15 protein-coding genes and 1 rRNA gene are annotated in these 17,642 nt (G+C 69.8%); 11 read left to right on the forward strand and 5 right to left on the reverse strand.

The annotated features are described in order from the left end of the window. Window positions 1–108: ribosomal RNA gene (rrf, locus tag ABGB14_RS00005) — 5S ribosomal RNA — on the forward strand; the annotation flags it as partial. Window positions 109–327: 219 nt separating this feature from the next. Here rrf and ABGB14_RS00010 read toward each other — a convergent pair. Next, on the reverse strand, window positions 328–1,806 hold the full coding sequence (locus tag ABGB14_RS00010; RefSeq protein WP_347641399.1) for a phosphodiester glycosidase family protein: 1,479 nt from the start codon (window positions 1,804–1,806) through the stop codon (window positions 328–330). A gap of 256 nt (window positions 1,807–2,062) precedes the next feature. Here ABGB14_RS00010 and trpS point away from each other — a divergent pair, with 256 nt between their 5' ends. Further along, window positions 2,063–3,025, forward strand: a complete 963-nt coding sequence (gene trpS / locus ABGB14_RS00015) for a tryptophan--tRNA ligase (protein ID WP_347641400.1) — start codon at window positions 2,063–2,065, stop codon at window positions 3,023–3,025. Here trpS and ABGB14_RS00020 read toward each other — a convergent pair. The 4 genes from ABGB14_RS00020 to ABGB14_RS00035 all read right to left on the reverse strand — a co-directional run bounded on the left by ABGB14_RS00020 (window position 3,022) and on the right by ABGB14_RS00035 (window position 7,359). Further along, window positions 3,022–3,309, reverse strand: coding sequence for a hypothetical protein (locus ABGB14_RS00020; RefSeq protein WP_347641401.1), 288 nt, complete (start codon window positions 3,307–3,309; stop codon window positions 3,022–3,024). The two genes, trpS and ABGB14_RS00020, sit on opposite strands and share 4 nt — an antisense overlap. 27 nt (window positions 3,310–3,336) lie before the next feature. Beyond that, window positions 3,337–4,953: a PucR family transcriptional regulator gene (locus tag ABGB14_RS00025; protein WP_347641402.1), complete on the reverse strand. Its 1,617-nt coding sequence runs from the start codon at window positions 4,951–4,953 to the stop codon at window positions 3,337–3,339. Between the two features lie 65 nt (window positions 4,954–5,018). Further along, window positions 5,019–6,647 carry an AMP-binding protein gene (locus tag ABGB14_RS00030; protein ID WP_347641403.1) on the reverse strand — a complete coding sequence of 543 codons (1,629 nt, stop codon included), beginning with the start codon at window positions 6,645–6,647 and terminating at the stop codon, window positions 5,019–5,021. 13 nt (window positions 6,648–6,660) lie between these two features. Then, on the reverse strand, window positions 6,661–7,359 hold the full coding sequence (locus ABGB14_RS00035; RefSeq protein ID WP_347641404.1) for a TetR/AcrR family transcriptional regulator: 699 nt from the start codon (window positions 7,357–7,359) through the stop codon (window positions 6,661–6,663). A gap of 55 nt (window positions 7,360–7,414) precedes the next feature. Between ABGB14_RS00035 and ABGB14_RS00040 the strand changes: the two genes are divergently transcribed. The 9 genes from ABGB14_RS00040 (at window position 7,415) to ABGB14_RS00080 (ending at window position 17,547) form a co-directional block, all read left to right on the forward strand. Further along, window positions 7,415–8,884: an MFS transporter gene (locus ABGB14_RS00040; RefSeq protein WP_347641405.1), complete on the forward strand. Its 1,470-nt coding sequence runs from the start codon at window positions 7,415–7,417 to the stop codon at window positions 8,882–8,884. Window positions 8,885–9,307: 423 nt separating this feature from the next. Further along, on the forward strand, window positions 9,308–10,813 hold the full coding sequence (locus ABGB14_RS00045; protein ID WP_347641406.1) for a hypothetical protein: 1,506 nt from the start codon (window positions 9,308–9,310) through the stop codon (window positions 10,811–10,813). 55 nt (window positions 10,814–10,868) lie between these two features. Next, complete coding sequence (locus ABGB14_RS00050) at window positions 10,869–11,276, forward strand: roadblock/LC7 domain-containing protein (RefSeq protein ID WP_347641407.1); 408 nt, start codon at window positions 10,869–10,871, stop codon at window positions 11,274–11,276. Further along, window positions 11,273–11,626 (forward strand): DUF742 domain-containing protein, encoded by a 354-nt coding sequence (locus ABGB14_RS00055; protein WP_347641408.1) that lies wholly within the window; start codon window positions 11,273–11,275, stop codon window positions 11,624–11,626. Before ABGB14_RS00050 ends, ABGB14_RS00055 begins: the two co-directional genes overlap by 4 nt. After that, window positions 11,607–12,185 (forward strand): ATP/GTP-binding protein, encoded by a 579-nt coding sequence (locus ABGB14_RS00060; protein ID WP_347641409.1) that lies wholly within the window; start codon window positions 11,607–11,609, stop codon window positions 12,183–12,185. Before ABGB14_RS00055 ends, ABGB14_RS00060 begins: the two co-directional genes overlap by 20 nt. After that, the gene (locus ABGB14_RS00065; RefSeq protein ID WP_347641410.1) at window positions 12,182–13,507 is read left to right on the forward strand and encodes a cytochrome P450; all 1,326 of its coding nucleotides are present in this window, start codon (window positions 12,182–12,184) and stop codon (window positions 13,505–13,507) included. Before ABGB14_RS00060 ends, ABGB14_RS00065 begins: the two co-directional genes overlap by 4 nt. Next, window positions 13,411–14,631, forward strand: coding sequence for a cytochrome P450 (locus tag ABGB14_RS00070; RefSeq protein WP_347641411.1), 1,221 nt, complete (start codon window positions 13,411–13,413; stop codon window positions 14,629–14,631). The genes ABGB14_RS00065 and ABGB14_RS00070 overlap by 97 nt, the downstream gene beginning before the upstream one ends. A 133-nt stretch (window positions 14,632–14,764) precedes the next feature. Next, window positions 14,765–16,045, forward strand: a complete 1,281-nt coding sequence (locus ABGB14_RS00075; RefSeq protein WP_347641412.1) for an aspartate aminotransferase family protein — start codon at window positions 14,765–14,767, stop codon at window positions 16,043–16,045. Continuing rightward, window positions 16,042–17,547: a CoA-acylating methylmalonate-semialdehyde dehydrogenase gene (locus tag ABGB14_RS00080; RefSeq protein ID WP_347641413.1), complete on the forward strand. Its 1,506-nt coding sequence runs from the start codon at window positions 16,042–16,044 to the stop codon at window positions 17,545–17,547. The genes ABGB14_RS00075 and ABGB14_RS00080 overlap by 4 nt, the downstream gene beginning before the upstream one ends. Window positions 17,548–17,642: the final 95 nt, after the last annotated feature.

Raw genomic sequence — 17,642 nt, forward strand, 5'->3', positions numbered from 1 at the left:
TATGGCGGGAAGGAAACACCCGGTTACATTCCGAACCCGGAAGTTAAGCTTCTCTGCGCCGATGGTACTGCACTCGGGAGGGTGTGGGAGAGTAGGTCACCGCCGGACAATCTTTGTGGAGGGGGTTCCGACGCTGAGCGCGTCGGGACCCCCTCTTTTTGTGTTGGGCCACCTCCGCGGCCAGGCCGCGCCGAAGGCGCTTTTTGAACGCTCAAACGCTCAACTGGTAGTCCGGTGGGGCGACGCCTTGAGTGGCATCTGCGGCATCCGCGACGGATAAGGGACCCGGGCGTGGTGGCGCGGGTCCCTTACGGCTGGTTCCGGGCGTTACTTGGGCAGGACCAGGAGAGCGTCGCCGATGCCGCGTTCAGAGCCGTCAGAGGGCCGGTTGACGACCTTGTTGTCGACCACCATCGCCGTCGATCCGCCCCCGTCCAGGTTGATGGCCTGCTTGGCGCCGAGCCAGCGCATGAACTGGGCTGCCTCCACGAAGTTCGCGCCGACGGTCACTCCGGGCTGCCGGCCGTCGATGGCGGCCAGGATGAGGCTGCCGTTCCTGGTGGTGCCGAGGAGCGTGCGCGGGTGGCGGCGGAGGATCATGTTCATCGAGTCATGGCCGTCACGCTTGGCGGTGATCCTGACCTCGCCGTTGCGCACCAGCCCGACGCCGCCCGCGATGACGTTCAGCTCGGGGGTCAGCTTGAGTGCCTTGTCGGTGCGCAGGTCGACGACCTTGGTGTCGATCTTCACCTTCCAGCCCCGCCAGGCATGCTCGTCGAGCCAGTCGGCGCCCACGCCGTTGCCGTGCAGCACCCGCATGCCCTTGGTGATCTTTTTGCCGGAGGCACGCAGGCCGACGACCACGCCGTCGGCGTCGATCACGGCGTCGGTGCCGCCGGTGGGGGTCTTGGCGCCGTACTCCTCCGTGTAGAGGATCAGCTCGTCGGTGGCGGCGGCCCGGTTGACGCCGTTGACCTCGCTCTGCTCGCCGTCCTGCGAGATCGCGGTCACGGTCGTCCTCAGCTCGGTGATCCTGGCGGACCTGCCTCTGAGCACCACGGCCGAGCGGCCGGGGACGGCCTCGCTCAGGAGCTTGCCGTTCACCACGGACGCGCCGACGGGCTCGCCGCGCAGCGCCTTGGCGGTGTGGATGTTGAAGAAGCCGCCGTTGACGCCGACCAGCGCCTTGGCTGCCTTGGCCATCGACGAGACGGTTTCGCGCTTGGCCACGCTCTTGCCGAGCGAGGCCACGTACGAGCCGCGGAAGGTCTTCCTGTCGATCATGACGACTTTGACGTTCCAGGGGCCCGTGGTCTTGAGGCCGTCGTCGCCGAGGTAGTCGACCTTGACCTTCAGGTCGGCCTTCTTGAGTCGCTTGGCGGTCTTCTCGGCCTTCTTCTTGTCCTTGAAGGACCAGAGGCCGACCCGCACCATGTACACGGTCTGCGAGGGGGCGTCGGCGACGCCGGGCCTGATCACCTTCTGCAGGCTGGGGGTTTCTCCGGCGGCCTCCACCTCGGCCGCCTTGGCCTCGGCGGTCGGGAGGGTCCCGTAGTCGCGGCCTGACGGCATCAGCACGGTCACGGTGTAACCGTCGGTCGACGTGCCCGCCCGCACGTCGTACAGGTCGATGCCCTGTGCCACGGTCGTCATCTTCTTGGTCGCCGCGGGCCGGGTGCCCAGCGGGAACTTGGCCGACGGAAACCTGACCGACGCCTGCTCGGCCGCGACGGACACGACCGGCAGCGTGGTGAGGGTGAGTGCCGCGGCTATGGCCAGGCCGCCGGCAAGGGTGCGTCGAGACATGAATTCTCCAGAGGGCGGTAAAAGGACCGCACCATCCTGACGAGATCAAGGTCTCTAAGGGAGGCGAACACGCGAAAGAAGTGGAGAGGTTACGAGATCGACACCATCAGTGGATACAATTCGGATATGACACAGAGCGGCATGTGGTGGTGGCCCGTAGACGGCCACTGATTCCCCATGTCCGGGCCGTCTCGAGACGGCCCGGTTAACGTGCGGGTTCTCTCCGGGACGGCATAAATCCCAAAGGAGAGACACCATGAAAGACGTCGTGCTCACGGGTGACCGTCCGACGGGGCCGCTGCACCTGGGCCACTATTTCGGTTCGCTGGCCAATCGCGTCCGGCTGCAGGACGTTCATCCCATGTACGTCCTGATCGCCGACTATCAGGTGATCACCGACCGCGACCTGCCCGGCCGGATCCAGCGGAACATCACCGAGCTGCTGCTCGACTACCTGGCGGTCGGGCTCGACCCGGCCAAGGTCACGATCTTCCGGCACAGCGCGGTCCCCGAGCTGAACCAGTTGCTGCTGCCGTTCCTCAGCCTGGTTTCGGTGGCGGAGCTGCAGCGCAACCCCACGGTGAAGGACGAGATCGCGCACAGCTCCCAGCGGGCGGTCAGCGGCCTGATGTTCACCTATCCGGTGCACCAGGCGGCCGACATCCTGTTCTGCAAGGGCACGTTGGTGCCCGTCGGCAAGGACCAGCTTCCGCACGTGGAGATGACGCGGCTGGTGGCGCGCCGCTTCAACGAGCGGTACGGCGAGGTGTTCCCCCTGCCCGAGGCCATGATGGGGGAGCATCCGCTGCTGAGAGGCCTCGACGGCGGCAAGATGAGCAAGAGCCGGGGCAACGCGATCACCCTGTCGGCCACCGAGGACGAGACGGCCGCTCTCATCCGCAAGGCCCGCACCGACTCCGACAGGCTGATCACGTTCGACGAGACGCACCGCCCCGAGGTGGCCAATCTGCTCACACTGGCGGCTCTCTGCCTGGGCCGGTCACCGCAGGACGTCGCGGAGGAGATCGGGTACGGTGGCGCCGCCGCGCTCAAACGCCTGGTGACGGAGGCGGTCAACGAGTTCCTGCGCCCGATCAGGAAGCGCAGGAAGGAGCACTCGGAGCAGGACGTGCGGCAGATCCTGGCCGACGGTGACGAGCGGGCGCGCGAACGGGCGGTCGTCACCCTCGACGAGGTGCGGGCCGCGATGGGGTTCTAGCGGCGTGGAGCGGTGCCGCCCTCGACGGCGATCGTGGCGCGGCCCGACAGCACGACGAAGATCTTGTCGGTCTCCACGTCCGTCACCACGCCGGGTGTGATCTCCCAGATGCCGTGGCCCCCGCCGAGCTCCAGTGAGGAGGCGGCGGGTGCGCCCGCCACGATCCGGCCGGGATCGAGCTCGTCCGGGGTCAGGCGCACGTCGTGGACGGGCACCGAGAAGGCTCCCGCGGTGGCGAGCATGCGGCCGAGATCGGCCAGATCGGGCATCAGCACATCAGACATATCGCCCATTCCAGCGCATCGGGAGGCTCACCGGCTCTCCCGGCGGAAGGACTCCAGGGCCAGCAGGGCCACATGGAGGGAAAGGCAGGACTCGACGTCGTCCAGATCGGTGTCCAGGATGCGTTCGAGGCGGCGCAGGCGGTCGTAGAAGGCGGGCCTGGACAGATGGGCCTTCTGTGCGGCGACCGCCTTGTTCCTGCCCGCGTCGAGATAGATGCGCAGGATGCGGGTGAGATCGCCGCCCCGCTGAGCGTCGTGGGCCAGCAGCGGGCCCAGCTCCCGCTCTGCGAAGGTCTGCAGCCTCGCGTCGTCGCGCAGCAGGTGGAGCAGGCCGCGCAGGCGCAGATCGGGCAGCCGGTAGAAGGCTCGGCCGTCCGGCTGGCGGACCGCCACGTCGGCCACCTGCTCGGCTTCGAGAAAGCTGCGGCGTACGTCCCTGATGGACTCCACCAGCGAGCCCGCCGCCAGCACGAACGCCGAGCCGGGCCGCCACAGCCCGCGCAGCCGGTCGGCCAGCGCGGTCAGCGCCGCCTCGGCCTCGGCGCGCGGCGGCAGCGGCATCAGAACCCCGACGCGCTCCTGGTCGAGCGCTCCCACGAGGGCGGGCAGGCGCGCGTCGCGGCAGGCGGCGGCGGTCGCCTCGGCCAGCTCGCCGAGCAGCGCCTGGCCGTCCAGCGCCTGGTCCACCGGGTCGGTCGGCCTGATGACCACGCTGACCAGCTTGCGCCCGGTGAGCGGCACGCCGACCGCGCGGGCGCGGGCGGCGGCCTCCTCGGGATCGGCGTAGGCGTGGGTGAGGATGCCGGTGATGATCGTGCCATGCGCCTGGCGTTCGAGCGACTCCTGGTGGCGCTCCAGCAGGCGGCCCAGGGCGAGCGTGGTGGCGGCGCGCTCGGCCAGCACCATGTCGCGCGGGCTCGGCGAGGAGTCGCAGATGAGGATCAGCCGCCCCCAGTCCTGCCCGCGCGCGCCGACCGTGGTGACCAGCCATCCCGAGGCGGCGTCGTACGCGGTGCGTTCGGCCGGGGCCACCGCCCTGGACCGGCTCTCCCACCCCGCCAGCAGGGCGCCCGTGTCGCGGCCGGCGGACTCGCAGGCCAGCACCTGGTGGGCGAGGTTCTCCAGCAGCACGGGCCGGCCGGACAGCCTGGCCACCTGGGCCAGCACCTCGGCGGGCGAGGCGCCTTCGACCGACAGCTCGGTGAAGACCTCGTGCAGCTGCTCGGAGGCTCGCAGCTCCTCCAGCTGGATGTCGATGATCCGGGCGTGCACGGACTCGGTGATCTGGACGAACGGCGTCTCGCGGGTCAGCACGACGACCGGCAGGCCGTGCTCCTCGGCGGTTTTGACCACGGCGCGGGGCAACTCGCGGACGAACTTGCGGCCCAGCTCCACGATCAGGCCCGAGGCGCCCACAGAGGAGAGCTCGCCGATGTAGTCGGCGAGCTTCTCCGGGTCGTCGGGGAGCGCGACGCCCGTGGTGAGGACGAGCTCCCCGCCGCGCAGGAGATGAGCGATGTCGGCGATCTCACCGACGTGCACCCACCGCACCTTGGTGTCGAGCCGGTCGGCGCCCGCGACCACGCGCGGGTTGCCCCGGCGCACGGTCTCCAGGGCGAGGACGTCGGCGATGGTGGGCAACACGGGGCAGAGCCTAGCTGATCAGCCTGTAAGAACGGGTAAAGGGGGATTTACACTGTGAGTTCTTGTCATGGCGTCAGGTCCTCCTCGCGGAACTCGTGGCGAGGCTGGCGTACCCGCAGCTCAACCCGCCGGATCTTGCCGGAGATGGTCTTCGGCAGCTCGTCGAACTCCAGCCGCCGCACCCGCTTGAACGGCGCCAGCTCCCGGCGGCAGTGCTCGAAGATCGCCCGTGCGGTCGTCTCGTCCGGTTCGAAACCGGGCGCGAGCGTCACGTAGGCCTTCGGCACGGCCAGCCGCACCGGGTCGGGGGCGGGGACCACGGCGGCCTCCGCCACGGCGGCGTGCTCCAGCAGGACGCTCTCCAGCTCGAACGGCGAGATGCGGTAGTCGGAGGCCTTGAAGACATCGTCGGTGCGGCCGACGTAGGTGATGTAGCCGTCCTGGTCGCGGGTGGCGACGTCGCCGGTGTGGTAAAAGCCGTCGCGCATGGCTTCACTGGATCCACCGACATATCCGGACATGAGGCCTAGGGGGCGGCGATCGTCCAGCGGCAGGCAGATCTCACCGTCGTCTCCCTGCTCGCCCGAGACCGGGTCGATGAGCACCACCTCGTAGCCCGGCAGCGGCCGCCCCATCGAGCCAGGCCTGACCGGGTCGTCCGGCGCGTTGCCGATCTGCGCGGTGGTCTCGGTCTGCCCGTAGCCGTCCCTGATGGTGATGCCCCACGCCTTGGCCACCTGGTCGATGATCTCCGGGTTGAGCGGCTCGCCGGCGGCCACGGCCGTGCGCAGCGGCAGCCGCCAGGCCGCGAGGTCCTCCTGGATGAGCATCCGCCACACGGTCGGGGGCGCGCAGAACGTGGTGACCTGCTCGTCCCGCAGCACCTCCAGCAGGGCGCGGGCGGAGAAGCGCTGGTAGTCGTGGATCAGCACGGTGGCGCCGGCGTTCCAGGGGGCGAACACGTTGCTCCACGCGTGCTTGGCCCAGCCCGGGGACGACACGTTGAGGTGCACGTCGCCCGGCCGCAGGCCGATCCAGAACATGGTCGACAGGTGCCCGGCGGGATAGGAGGCGTGCGTGTGCTCGACCAGCTTCGGTTGCGAGGTCGTGCCGGAGGTGAAGTAGAGCAGGAGCGTGTCCTGTGCCCGGGTGGGCCCGTCGGGGACGAAGTGCTCGGGCGCTTCGTACGACTCGTGGTAGGCCAGCCAGGTGTAGGCGTCACCGACGGCGATCTTCGTGTATTCGCCGCCCGTGAACTTGCCCGCGTCGGCCGCGTTGGCGATCACGTGGGCGACGCCGCCGCGCTCGATGCGCTCCGTGATGTCCTTCGCGGTCAGCAGCGTGGTGGCGGGAATGATGACCGCGCCCAGCTTCGTGGCCGCCAGCAGCGACTCCCACAGCTCGGCCTGGTTGCCCAGCATGAGCAGGATCCGGTCGCCGCGCCGCACGCCCTGCTGGTGCAGCCAGTTGGCGACCTGGTTGGAGCGGGCCGACAACTCCGCGAAGGTGTAGGAGGCGCTGCTCGCGCCGACGATCCTCAGCGCGACGGCGCCGGGTGTCTCCGCGGCCAGCACCCCGTCGAACCAGTCGAGCGCCCAGTTGAACTCCGACGGCTCCGGCCAGCGGAAGTCGCGGCGCGCGGTGTCGGGGTCGGAGCCGAGAAGGAAGTCACGGGCGGCGCGGAAATCGCTCATGTCTCGGATCCTGCTACGTCGCCAGCCGCCGCTCAAGGCCGTCGAGCATCGACACGAGCCCGAAGTCGAAACTCATCTCCCGCATCGCCATCGGGTCGTCGTAGTCGTCCATGTTGATGCGCTCCAGCATGTCGGGGTGACCTGCGGCGGCCCTGGCGACCGCGGCGCGCATCTCGTCGGGGTCGTACTGGGCGCCCATCGTGGCGTTCCAGGCGGTCTCGGGGATCGTCATGCCGAACACGTAGGCGGTCAGCGTGGCGTTGGCGAAGTCGATGGCCGGCCCGGTGAACCCGGCCGCCTTGAACATCTTGCGCATGCGGTCGGCGACCTCCATCGCGTGCGGGCCGAGCGCGGGCAGGCGGCCGATGAGGTCGGCCGACCACGGGTGGCGCAGGACCACCTGGCGCATGCCGTGGGCCAGGGCCGAGGCGGAGTCGCGCCAGCCCACCCGGCCGGGATCGGGGACGGTCATCTCACCCCACACCTCGTCGTAGGCCAGCTCCAGCAGCTCGTCCTTGGTGGCGACGTACCAGTAGAGGCTGGTGGCGCCGGCGCTGAGCTTGGCGCCGAGCTTGCGCATGCTCAGCCCGCTGAGCCCCTCCTGGTCGAGCATCTCCACGGCGGCTCTGACGATCTCCTCGCGGCTGCGACCGGGAGTGGTCGCCTTGCGCGGCTCGCGGAGCCATACGGAGGTGAACTGCTTGCCGGTCATGCGCCCATGATAAAAGCACTCGCACACCGTACGAGGTTTGTCGTACGGTGTGCGAGTGAACTCGAACGCTGTACGAGACCCCCGTCGGTGGTGGACTCTCGTCGTCCTGTGCCTCTCGCTGCTGGTGCTGACCGTGGACGGCACCGTGCTCAACCTGGCGATCCCGTCGCTGATCGAGGAACTCGGCGCCACGTACTCCGACATCCAGTGGATCCTGGACGCCTACGTGCTCGTCTTCGCTGGCCTGCTGCTGACCGCGGGCAGCCTGTCCGACCGGTACGGGCGCAGAAGGTTCCTGGTCATCGGCCTGGCCTTCTTCGGCGGGGCGTCGCTGCTCGCGGTGCTGGCCAGCGAGCCGTGGCAGGTGATCGGCGCGCGGGCCCTGATGGGCGTCGGCGGATCGATCCTGATGCCCTCGACGCTGTCCATCCTCATGACCGTCTTCGCCGAGGACGAGCGGCGCAAGGCCATGGCCATCTGGGGCAGCGTCGCCATGCTCGGCGTGATCGCGGGGCCGACGCTGGGCGGCTTCATGCTGGAGCACTACTGGTGGGGCTCGGTCTTCCTGCTGAACATCCCGATCGCGGCGGTGGCCATCATCGCCGCCTACGTCCTGATGCCGGAGACCCGCAGCGGCGGGCGGAAGATCGATCCGGTCGGCGTGGTGCTGTCGATCGCCGGCCTGACCGCGGGCGTCTACGTCATCATCGAACGCGAGTGGAACCCGCTGGTCATCGCCCTCGCCGTGATCGCCCTGGCCGCCTTCGTGTTCTGGGAGCGCCGCTCCGAGCACCCGATGTTGCCGCTGGCGCTGTTCAGGAACCGCAACTTCGGCGGCGCCTCCTTCTCGATCCTGCTCATGTCGTTCGGCGCCGGCGCGGTCATGCTGATGCTGACGCAGTACCTGCAGTTCGTGCTGGGCTACGGCGAACTGCGGGCCGGGCTCGCCATGCTGCCGCAGGCCGCCGCCGCGGTGCTGTTCAACGGGATCGGCGCGGGGCTCGGGAAGAAGGTGAGCAACCGGATGCTGGTCTCGGGCGGTCTGCTCGTCATGGCCGCCGGCTTCGTGGTGATGGCGAGTACCACCGGCTACCTGCCGCTGATGTGCGCCCTCGTGCTGATGGGCGCTGGTGGAGGGCTGGCCGGGCCGTCGGCGTACGCGTCGCTGATGGGGGCGATCCCGCTGGAGCACGCCGGTGTCGGATCGGCGCTCAACGACACCGTCCAGCAGGTGGGCCTCGCCCTGAGCATCGCCGTCCTGGGCAGCGTGCTGGCCGGGGTGTTCACCTCGTCCATGCCCGACGGCGTGCCCGCGGCGGCTCGGGAGTCGGTCGGCGAGGCGTTCAGGCTCGGCATGGTGGAGCCCGCCAGGGAGGCGTTCACCACCGCGATGCACGTCGGGTCGTGGGTGGGGGCCGGGTTCACCGTGGCCGCCGCGCTGCTCGCGTTCACGGTGTTGCGGCCCGCCGCCGGCCCGGCCTCCGACGCCGTCGAGGCACGCGAGCCCGCCGCCGAAGGGGTCTAGCGGAAACGCGACTCCCCGGCGATTTTCGGACAGAAGAGACAGGCCCGCTGGATGTCAGCGGGCCTGGCCTTCGGTGGCGCCGCGGCAGGAATTTCTTCGGCCCCGCCAAAGGAGAAAATCGGACAATATGTACGAACTCAACGCAATGATGCCTTTACATGCGGTTGACTATCATGACTAAACGGGAATACTGGTTTACCCGTTGACCGTCGTTCGACTGAGACCGAGGGTGCCATGTCGCTTGGCCTCGCCCTACCCCAGGCAGAGCCGCACCAGGCACGCAGTCGTGCCGACGTCGCGGAGAGGCGGGGTCCACACCGACATGGTCCATGCCGGACGTCGTGCTGATTCCGCCACGCGCCGCTAGCAGATTCTTCGGCGGTTGACATTTTCCGCCGGCTCTCCTCGACCTCAGGACTTGTCATGCCGCCAGACTCCTTCAGCGTCCCGATAACGCTCATCGCCCTTGGCCTCCTCATCGCCCTCGTGGGTGTCGTGCTCCTCCACCTGCGCGTACGCCGCGATCTCGCCCAGGCCCGCGGGCAGCTCGGTCAGGCCCGGCAGGAACACCGGCACCGGACGCACGAGACCAGCGCCGGCCAGCAGCGGCTGGCCCGGGCGGAGCGCCAGATCCAGGAGAGCGCGGAGCAGCTGCGCGAGGCGCGCGCGCAGCACGAACTCGTGCGCGCCGAGACCGAGCACCTGATCACGAGGCGGATTCCCGCCCTGCTGTCCCACCTGCGTACCCCCCACGTGGTCGTGCCCGGCGTGCAGGAGCCGGCACTCGCCGGCACCGACGTCGACAGGCAGCACAGCGCCCTGCTCGACGCGTTCGCCCGCGGCCTCAGAGAGGAAGGCGAGCGCATCGACGAAGCGGCCCAGGCGGTCATCAGAGGCGCGATGTCCCGCGTGCAGACCCAGGCGCTGCGCGGCCAGGACCTGCTCGCCGGCGTGCAACAGCGCTACAGCGGCGACGAGCACACCGCACTCCTGCGCGAGGTGCTGGGACTGGACATGTTCAACGAACTGATCATCCGTCGCGTGCAGGTGACCGGCATCGCGTGCGGCGCCACGCCCGGCCTGTCGCGTGACGACACGTATCTGGTGGACCTGGTGGTGGGCGCCATCTCCCGGGTGGAGAACTTCGAGCAGCGCATCGAAGGCCCGGCCAACCACCTGCGCCGCCGGATCGGGGTCGCCGCCCGCGCCGCGGAGTCGATCCTGTTCATCACCGCCGAGCTGCTGGCCAACGCGGTCCACCACTCCTACGGCACGCTCAAGGTGACCATCGCCGTGCACGAGACCAACAGCGGCGCCGCCATCGTCATCGACGACGCCGGTGTCGGCCTCAACGAGGAGCAGTACGCCCGCGCCACCCGCCTGCTGAGCGGCACCCAGCCGATCCGCCTGGTCGACCTCGGCAACCCTCCCCGAACCGGCTGGGCCGCCATCGGCCGCCAGGCCGCGCACTACGGCCTGCAGGTCACGGTCAAGAAGAGCGCCTTCGGCGGCGTACAGGCCGTGCTGACCGTCCCCGCCGCCCTGCTGGTGGAGATGCCGGAGAACACCCGGCCGTCGGTGCTGGCGCCCGAGCCGGTCCGCGCGTCGGTCCCGGCCGGCCAGCATGAGCCGCTGCCGGCGGCGTCGCGGCTGGAACCGGTCGGCTCCCCCGCGGGAACCGACTTCGTGACCGCGCCGCAACAACGGTCGGCGGAGGACCTGGCGCCGCTCCCGCAGCGCCGCCGCCAGCCGCCGCACGCCACGTCCGGCTCCGGGCGCGGTGGAGGCGGCTCCCAGGGCCATGAAAGCCGCACGCTCACCACCCCGGAGGAAGCCCAGAAGCGGTGGGGAGACTTCCAGATCGGAGCCGAAGCGGGCCGCCGTGAGGCGTATCCGACCGAGCCGCACGACGCCACCGAAGGGAATTGACCGTTCCATGGACGCTCACAGCGCTTCAAGCCGTGTTCCGACCAAGGGTCGCGCGTTGTCCCTCGACGTGTCCTGGGTCCTGTCACCTCTCCTGGCACTGCCCGGAGTCACGCGAGGTGTGGTGCTGAGCCGTGACGGGCTGATCCTCGGCGGCTCGGCCGATGTGACGACCGAGAGCGGCGAGCGCGCCGCCGCCATGACGAGCTCCGTCCTGGGGGCCGCCCGCGCCCTGTGCGAGGGCCTCAGCGGCGGCACCGACGAGGGGGTGGAGGACATCGTCATCTCCGCCGGCAGCGGCTACTACTACATCGCCCCGGCCGGCGACCGCGCCGCCATCGTGGTCGCCGCCACCGGAGCCGTCAACATCGGCGCGCTGGCCTACGAGGTGCAACTGCAGGTGCAGAAGCTGATCAAGGCCCTCGACGAAGCCAGCGCGGCCAGGGTGCCGGGCGTCCGGACGTGACCTCCGGACGGCAAAGGCGGCGGGTCGTCCCGGACTACATGGCCGCCGCGAGGCTGACCGTGCCCGAACACATCGATGTCGAGCGCACGACCCTGGTCTACATCGCACCCGACGCCGCCACCAACGGGCTGGACCCACCCGGGTCGCATCTGCTGGCCCTGTTGCAGGACGGGCCGCTGTCGGTGTACGAGTGCGCCGCGCACCTCGGCCTCCCGTACTGCGTGGTGCGGTTGCTGGTCGCCGGACTGGTCGGCAGCGGAACGCTGCTGGCCCGCAATCCGCCGGTGGCCACCAGCCTGCCCGACATCGAGATCTTGGAGTTGGTACTCAGTGGCCTCCGCGCTCTCTGACAGCCGTGTCAGTGCCGAGCACATCCCGGTCAAGCTGGTCATCGCAGGGCCGTTCGGCGTGGGCAAGACGACCATCGTCAGCGCGCTCTCGGAGATCAAACCCCTCAACACGGAGGAGGTGCTCACCCAGGCGGGCACGCTGGTCGACGACCTCACCGGCGTGAACGAGAAGACCACCACGACCACCGCGATCGACTTCGGGCGCCTCACCCTGCCCGGGGCCGTGCTCTACCTGTTCGGGGCGCCGGGACAGACCCGCTTCCAGGTCCTGTGGGACGAGCTCGTACGCGGCGCGCTCGGGGTCCTGGTGCTGGCGGACACCCGCCGGATCGACGAGAGCTTCGCCGTCCTCGACCTGGTGGAGAGCGCGGGCATCCGTTACGCGGTGGCCGTCAACCATTTCCCCGACTCGCCGGACTACCCGTTGGAGTCCGTGCGCAAGGCGCTCGACCTGGACCCGCGCACGCCGCTGATGGTGTGCGACGCCCGCGACCCCGCCTCCGCCCGCGCCTCGCTGATCGCACTGGTGGAGCACGTCAGAGAGCTGGTGTTGTCATGACCCTGCGCTACATGCCCGACGCCGGGCGCCTGTACGGGCCCGAGTACGCCAGAGACCCGCAGGCGATCTACGCCCAGCTGCGCGTGCGGCACGGCGCGGTCGCGCCCGTGGAGATAGCCCCGAGCATCGAGGCCCACCTGGTGATCGGTTACCGGGCCGCCCTGGACGTGCTCACCAACGTCGGCGGCGTCTGGAGCAAGAACTCCAGTGCCTGGCAGGAACGGCTCCCCGACACCCCGGAGGCCGCGGGGGCGATCGCCATGCTCGGCCGCCGGCCGAACGCGCTGTTCTCCGACGGCGCCGAGCACGCCCGCTACCGGAAGGTCATCTCCGACTGCTTCGAGCAGATCCAGCCGCACAAGCTGCGCCAGATGGTGAGCGAGGTGTCGGACTCGCTCATCAGCCAGTTCGCCGCGAAGGGCGAGGCCGACCTGGTCGCCGACTTCGCCCGGCTCATCCCGGTCCGCATCTTCAACCGGCTCTTCGGGCGGCCGGACGCCGACAGCGCCGGTCTGACCCAGGCCCTGTCGGACATGATGGAGGCCGACGGCGAGACGGGCGCGCGGGGCAGCGACGCGTTCGGCCGCTACATCGGCGAGCTGATCCATACCAAGCACACCAAGCGGGGCGAGGACCTGACCTCCTGGCTCATCGACCATCCGGCCGCGCTGCAGCCCGAGGAGCTGGGGGAGACCCTCGTGCTGGTGATGGCCGCCGCCTACGAGCCCACGGCCAATCTGATCTCCAACACGATCTCCCGGATGGTCAGCGACGACCGCTACTTCAGCTCGCTCACCAACGGCGCGCTCAGCACGTACGACGCCCTCATGGAGGCCCTGCGCGCCGAGCCCGCGATGTCGAACTACGGCCCGTACTTCGTGCGCCAGCCCGTGCACTTCCACGGCACCTGGATCCAGCCGGCCGAACTGGTCCTCGTCTCCTACGCCGCGGCCAACACCGAGCCCGCCAACGTTCCCGAGGAGCTGCGCTCCGACGGCGGCGCGTACCTGGGCTTCGGCGCCGGGGCGCACCGCTGCCCGGCCAGCGACCCGGCCGTGCTCATCGCCATGACCGCGATCGAACGCCTGACCTCTCACCTGTGCGACCTCGAACTGACCGTGCCCCGCGAGGAGCTGCCGTGGCGCCCCGGCCCGTTCCATCGCGCGCTGGCGCACCTGCCGGTGAGCTTCACCCCGATCCGCCCCGACCAACCAGGAGATTCTCCGTGGGCAATGCAGCCCCTGTCGTCCTCGACCCCTTCGGCACCGACCTCTCCGGCGAGGTCCGTCGACTACGTGACCTCGGCCCCCTGGTCCTCGTAGAGCTCACCGGAGGCATCCCTGCCTGGGCGGTCACCCGGCACGACCTGCTCAAGCAGCTGATCCTCGATCCGCTGGTGAGCAAGGACAAGCGGCACTGGCGGTTGCTGCCCCAGGCGATGGAAGAGCCCGGCTGGAGGTGGATCATGACCTGGATCGGCGTGTCGAACATGCTCAGCGCCTATGGCGAGGAGCACCGGCGGCTGCGCAAGCTGATCGCCCCGAGCTTCACCGCGCGCCGTACCAAGGCCATGCAGCCGATCGTCGATGGCCTCGTCGCGGAGCTGCTGGACGCCATGGCCGCGCAGCCGCCGGGCCGCCCCGTCGACCTCCGCAGCGCCTACGCCCACCCGCTGCCGATGCGGGTGATCTGTGAGCTGTTCGGCGTCCCCGCGCACATGCGGGCGGAAATGGCCCAGATCATGGAAGCCATCATGGACACCACCCTCACGCCGGAGCAGGCGGAGGCCACGGCCGTCCAGATCGGCACCGTGCTCCCCGGCCTGGTCGCCTACAAGCGGGAGCACCCGGGCGACGACCTGACCACCGAGCTGATCAACGTTCGTGACAGCGGCGACTCGCTCAGCGACGACGAGTTGCGCGACACCCTGCTGCTCCTCATCGCGGCCGGGCACGAGACCACCGTCAACCTGATCGGCAACGCGGTGCACGCCCTGCTCACCCATCCGGACCACCTCAGACGGGTCCTGTCGGGAGAGATCTCCTGGGAGGCGGTGATCGAGGAGACGCTGCGCTGGTCGCCGTCGATCGCCAACCTGCCGCTGCGGTTCGCCATCGAGCCGATCGAGATCGGCGGGGTACGGATCGAGGCGGGCGACGCGATCATCACCAGCTACATGGCGGCCGGGCACGACCCCGACCAGCACGGCCAGGACGCCGACCGGTTCGACCCGACCAAGGACCACGGTGAGCACCTGGCGTTCGGCATCGGCGTGCACCGCTGCATCGGGGCGCCGCTCGCCCGCCAGGAGGCGCTCGCCGCCCTGCCCGCGCTGTTCGCCCGGTTCCCGGACCTCCGCCTGGCCGTGCACGAGAGCGAGGTGCCCCACGTCCCGTCCTTCATCGCGCACGGCTGGGGCAGCCTGCCGCTCCTGCTGGGCCGCTGACGCGCGCGGAGGCAGGGGCCGGCCCGCTCCTGCCTCCATCGCCTGCTCGCGGTTACACTGTGTAACTCGATTCACTCCTACGCCGACACTCTGGAGATAGGAGGATGAGGGCGAAAAAGGAATACTCGGGAGCATGTCGGAGCTTCTCGCGCGCCATCGGGCAGTGATGCCTGCCTGGCTGGCGCTCAACTACACCGAGCCCATCGAGATCGTCAGCGGCAAGGGCAACCGCGTCATCGACGGCGACGGCAAGAGCTATCTCGACTTCTTCGCCGGCATCCTGACCAACATGATCGGGTACGACGTGCCCGAAGTGCGCGAAGCCGTCGAACGCCAGCTCGCCACGGGCGTGGTGCACACCAGCACCGCCTACCTGCTGCGCGGCCAGGTCGAGCTGGCCGAGAAGATCGCGCGGCTCTCCGGCATCCCCGACGCCAAGGTCTTCTTCACCAACTCCGGCACCGAGGCCAACGAGACCGCCCTCCTGCTGGCCACGTACGCGCGCAAGAGCGACCAGGTGCTCGCGATGCGCCAGAGCTACCACGGGCGCAGCTTCGGCGCGATCAGCGTCACCGCCAACCGGGCGTGGAAGAACAACTCGCTCTCCCCGCTCAACGTGCACTTCCTGCACGGCACCGACCGGCACCTCACCCAGTTCGCGGGCCTGTCGGACGCCGACTACGTCAAGGCGTGCGTCGACGACCTGCGCCACGTGCTGGCCACCTCCGTCTCCAACGACGTGGCCGCGCTGATCGCCGAGCCGATCCAGGGCGTGGGCGGGTTCACGATGGCCCCGGACGGGCTGTTCGCCGCGTACAAGGAGGTGCTCGACGAGCAGGGCATCCTGTTCGTCTCGGACGAGGTGCAGACCGGGTGGGGCCGCACCGGCAGCGCGTTCTTCGGCATCCAGAACCACGGCGTCACCCCCGACATGCTCACGTTCGCCAAGGGGCTGGGCAACGGCTTCGCCGTCGGCGGCGTCGTGGCGCGCGGCGACCTGATGGACGCTCCGCACGCGGTCGGCCTGTCGACGTTCGGCGGCAACCCGATCTCCATGGCCGCCGCCAACGCCACTCTCGACTTCGTGCTCGATCACGACCTGCAGGCCAACGCGGCGCGTACCGGCGCCATCATCATCAAGGGCCTCAAGGAGGCGGCCGAGCGGCTGCCCGTGGTCAAGGAGGTGCGGGGCAAGGGCCTGATGTTCGCCGTCGAGCTCGAAAGCCCCGCGCAGGCGTCGCGCTTCATGGAGGAGACCAAGAAGGCGGGCCTGCTGGCGGGCAAGGGCGGTTTGTACGGCAACGCCATCCGCATGGCGCCGCCCCTCACCCTCACGGTGGACGAGGCGGTCGAAGGGCTCGGCATCATCGTCACCGCACTGGAAACCATCAACGCGGAGGCAGCAGCTCAGTGAAGTCGGTCAAGCACTGGATCAACGGGGCGCTCGCGGACGGCGACGACCGTACCGCCGAGCTCTTCGACCCCGCCACCGGCGAGGTCAGCGGGCACGTGGCGCTGGCGTCGGCGGCCGACGTGGACGCGGCCGTGGCGGCCGCCGCGGCCGCGTTCCCCGCCTGGCGGGACGCGTCCCTGATGAAGCGGTCGCAGGTGTTGTTCCGCTTCCGCGAGCTCATGTACGCCCACCGCGACGAGCTGGCGGCGCTGATCTCGTCCGAGCACGGCAAGGTGCACTCCGACGCGCTCGGCGAGGTGGCGAGGGGCCTGGAGGTCGTGGAGTTCGCCTGCGGCATCCCGCACCTGCTCAAGGGCGGCTTCTCCGAGGGCGTCTCGACCCGGGTCGACTCCTACTCGATCCGCCAGCCGCTGGGCGTGGTGGCCGGGATCACGCCGTTCAACTTCCCCGCCATGGTGCCGATGTGGATGTACCCGATCGCGATCGCGTGCGGGAACACGTTCGTGCTCAAGCCGTCGGAGAAGGACCCCTCGGCGTCGCTGCTGATGGCCCGGCTCTGGCAGGAGGCGGGGCTGCCCGACGGCGCGTTCAACGTCGTGCAGGGCGACAAGGTCGCCGTGGACCGCCTGCTGGAGCACCCCGGCGTGCGCGGCGTCTCCTTCGTCGGCTCCACCCCGATCGCGCGCCACGTCTACGAGACGGGCACCGCGCACGGCAAGCGGGTGCAGGCGCTCGGCGGCGCCAAGAACCACATGCTCGTGCTCCCCGACGCCGACCTCGACCTGGTGGCCGACTCGGCGGTGTCGGCCGGGTTCGGCTCGGCGGGGGAACGCTGCATGGCGATCTCGGTCGTGCTGGCGGTCGACCCGGTCGGCGACGAGCTGGTGGAGAAGATCGTCGAACGGGTCGGCCGGCTGGTGATCGGCCCAGGCGACGACCCGAGGTCGCAGATGGGGCCGCTGGTCACCGAGGCGCACCGCGACAAGGTCGCCTCCTACCTCGACCTGGGGGTCGAGGAGGGCGCCAAGCTGGTCGTCGACGGCCGCGAGACGGCGGTGCTCGGCGGCGGCAAGGCCGCTGAGACGCCCGGCTTCTGGCTCGGCCCGACGGTGCTCGACCACGTGCCTCCTGGCTCGCGTACGCACCACGACGAGATCTTCGGCCCGGTGTTGTCGATCGTGCGCGTCGGCTCGTACGAGGAGGGCCTGGAGCTGATCAACGGCGGCGAGTACGGCAACGGCACCGCGATCTTCACCAACGACGGCGGCGCCGCCCGGCGTTTCCAGAACGAGGTCGAGGTCGGCATGGTCGGGATCAACGTGCCCATCCCGGTGCCGATGGCCTTCTACAGCTTCGGCGGCTGGAAGTCCTCGCTGTTCGGCGACACGCACGTGCACGGCACCGAGGGCGTGCACTTCTACACCCGCGGCAAGGTCGTCACGTCCCGCTGGCTCGACCCGTCGCACGGCGGCGTGAACCTGGGCTTCCCCACGAACGGGTAACCCGCGATTCCGGACGGGAGGGATGCGCGTCCCTCCCGTCCCGCTCCCCGGTAAGCTCCCAGCAGACGGACAAGGGGGGACATCGTGGATCGTCG

This window comes from Nonomuraea sp. B10E15 (genome assembly GCF_039871615.1).
GTDB lineage: Bacteria > Actinomycetota > Actinomycetes > Streptosporangiales > Streptosporangiaceae > Nonomuraea.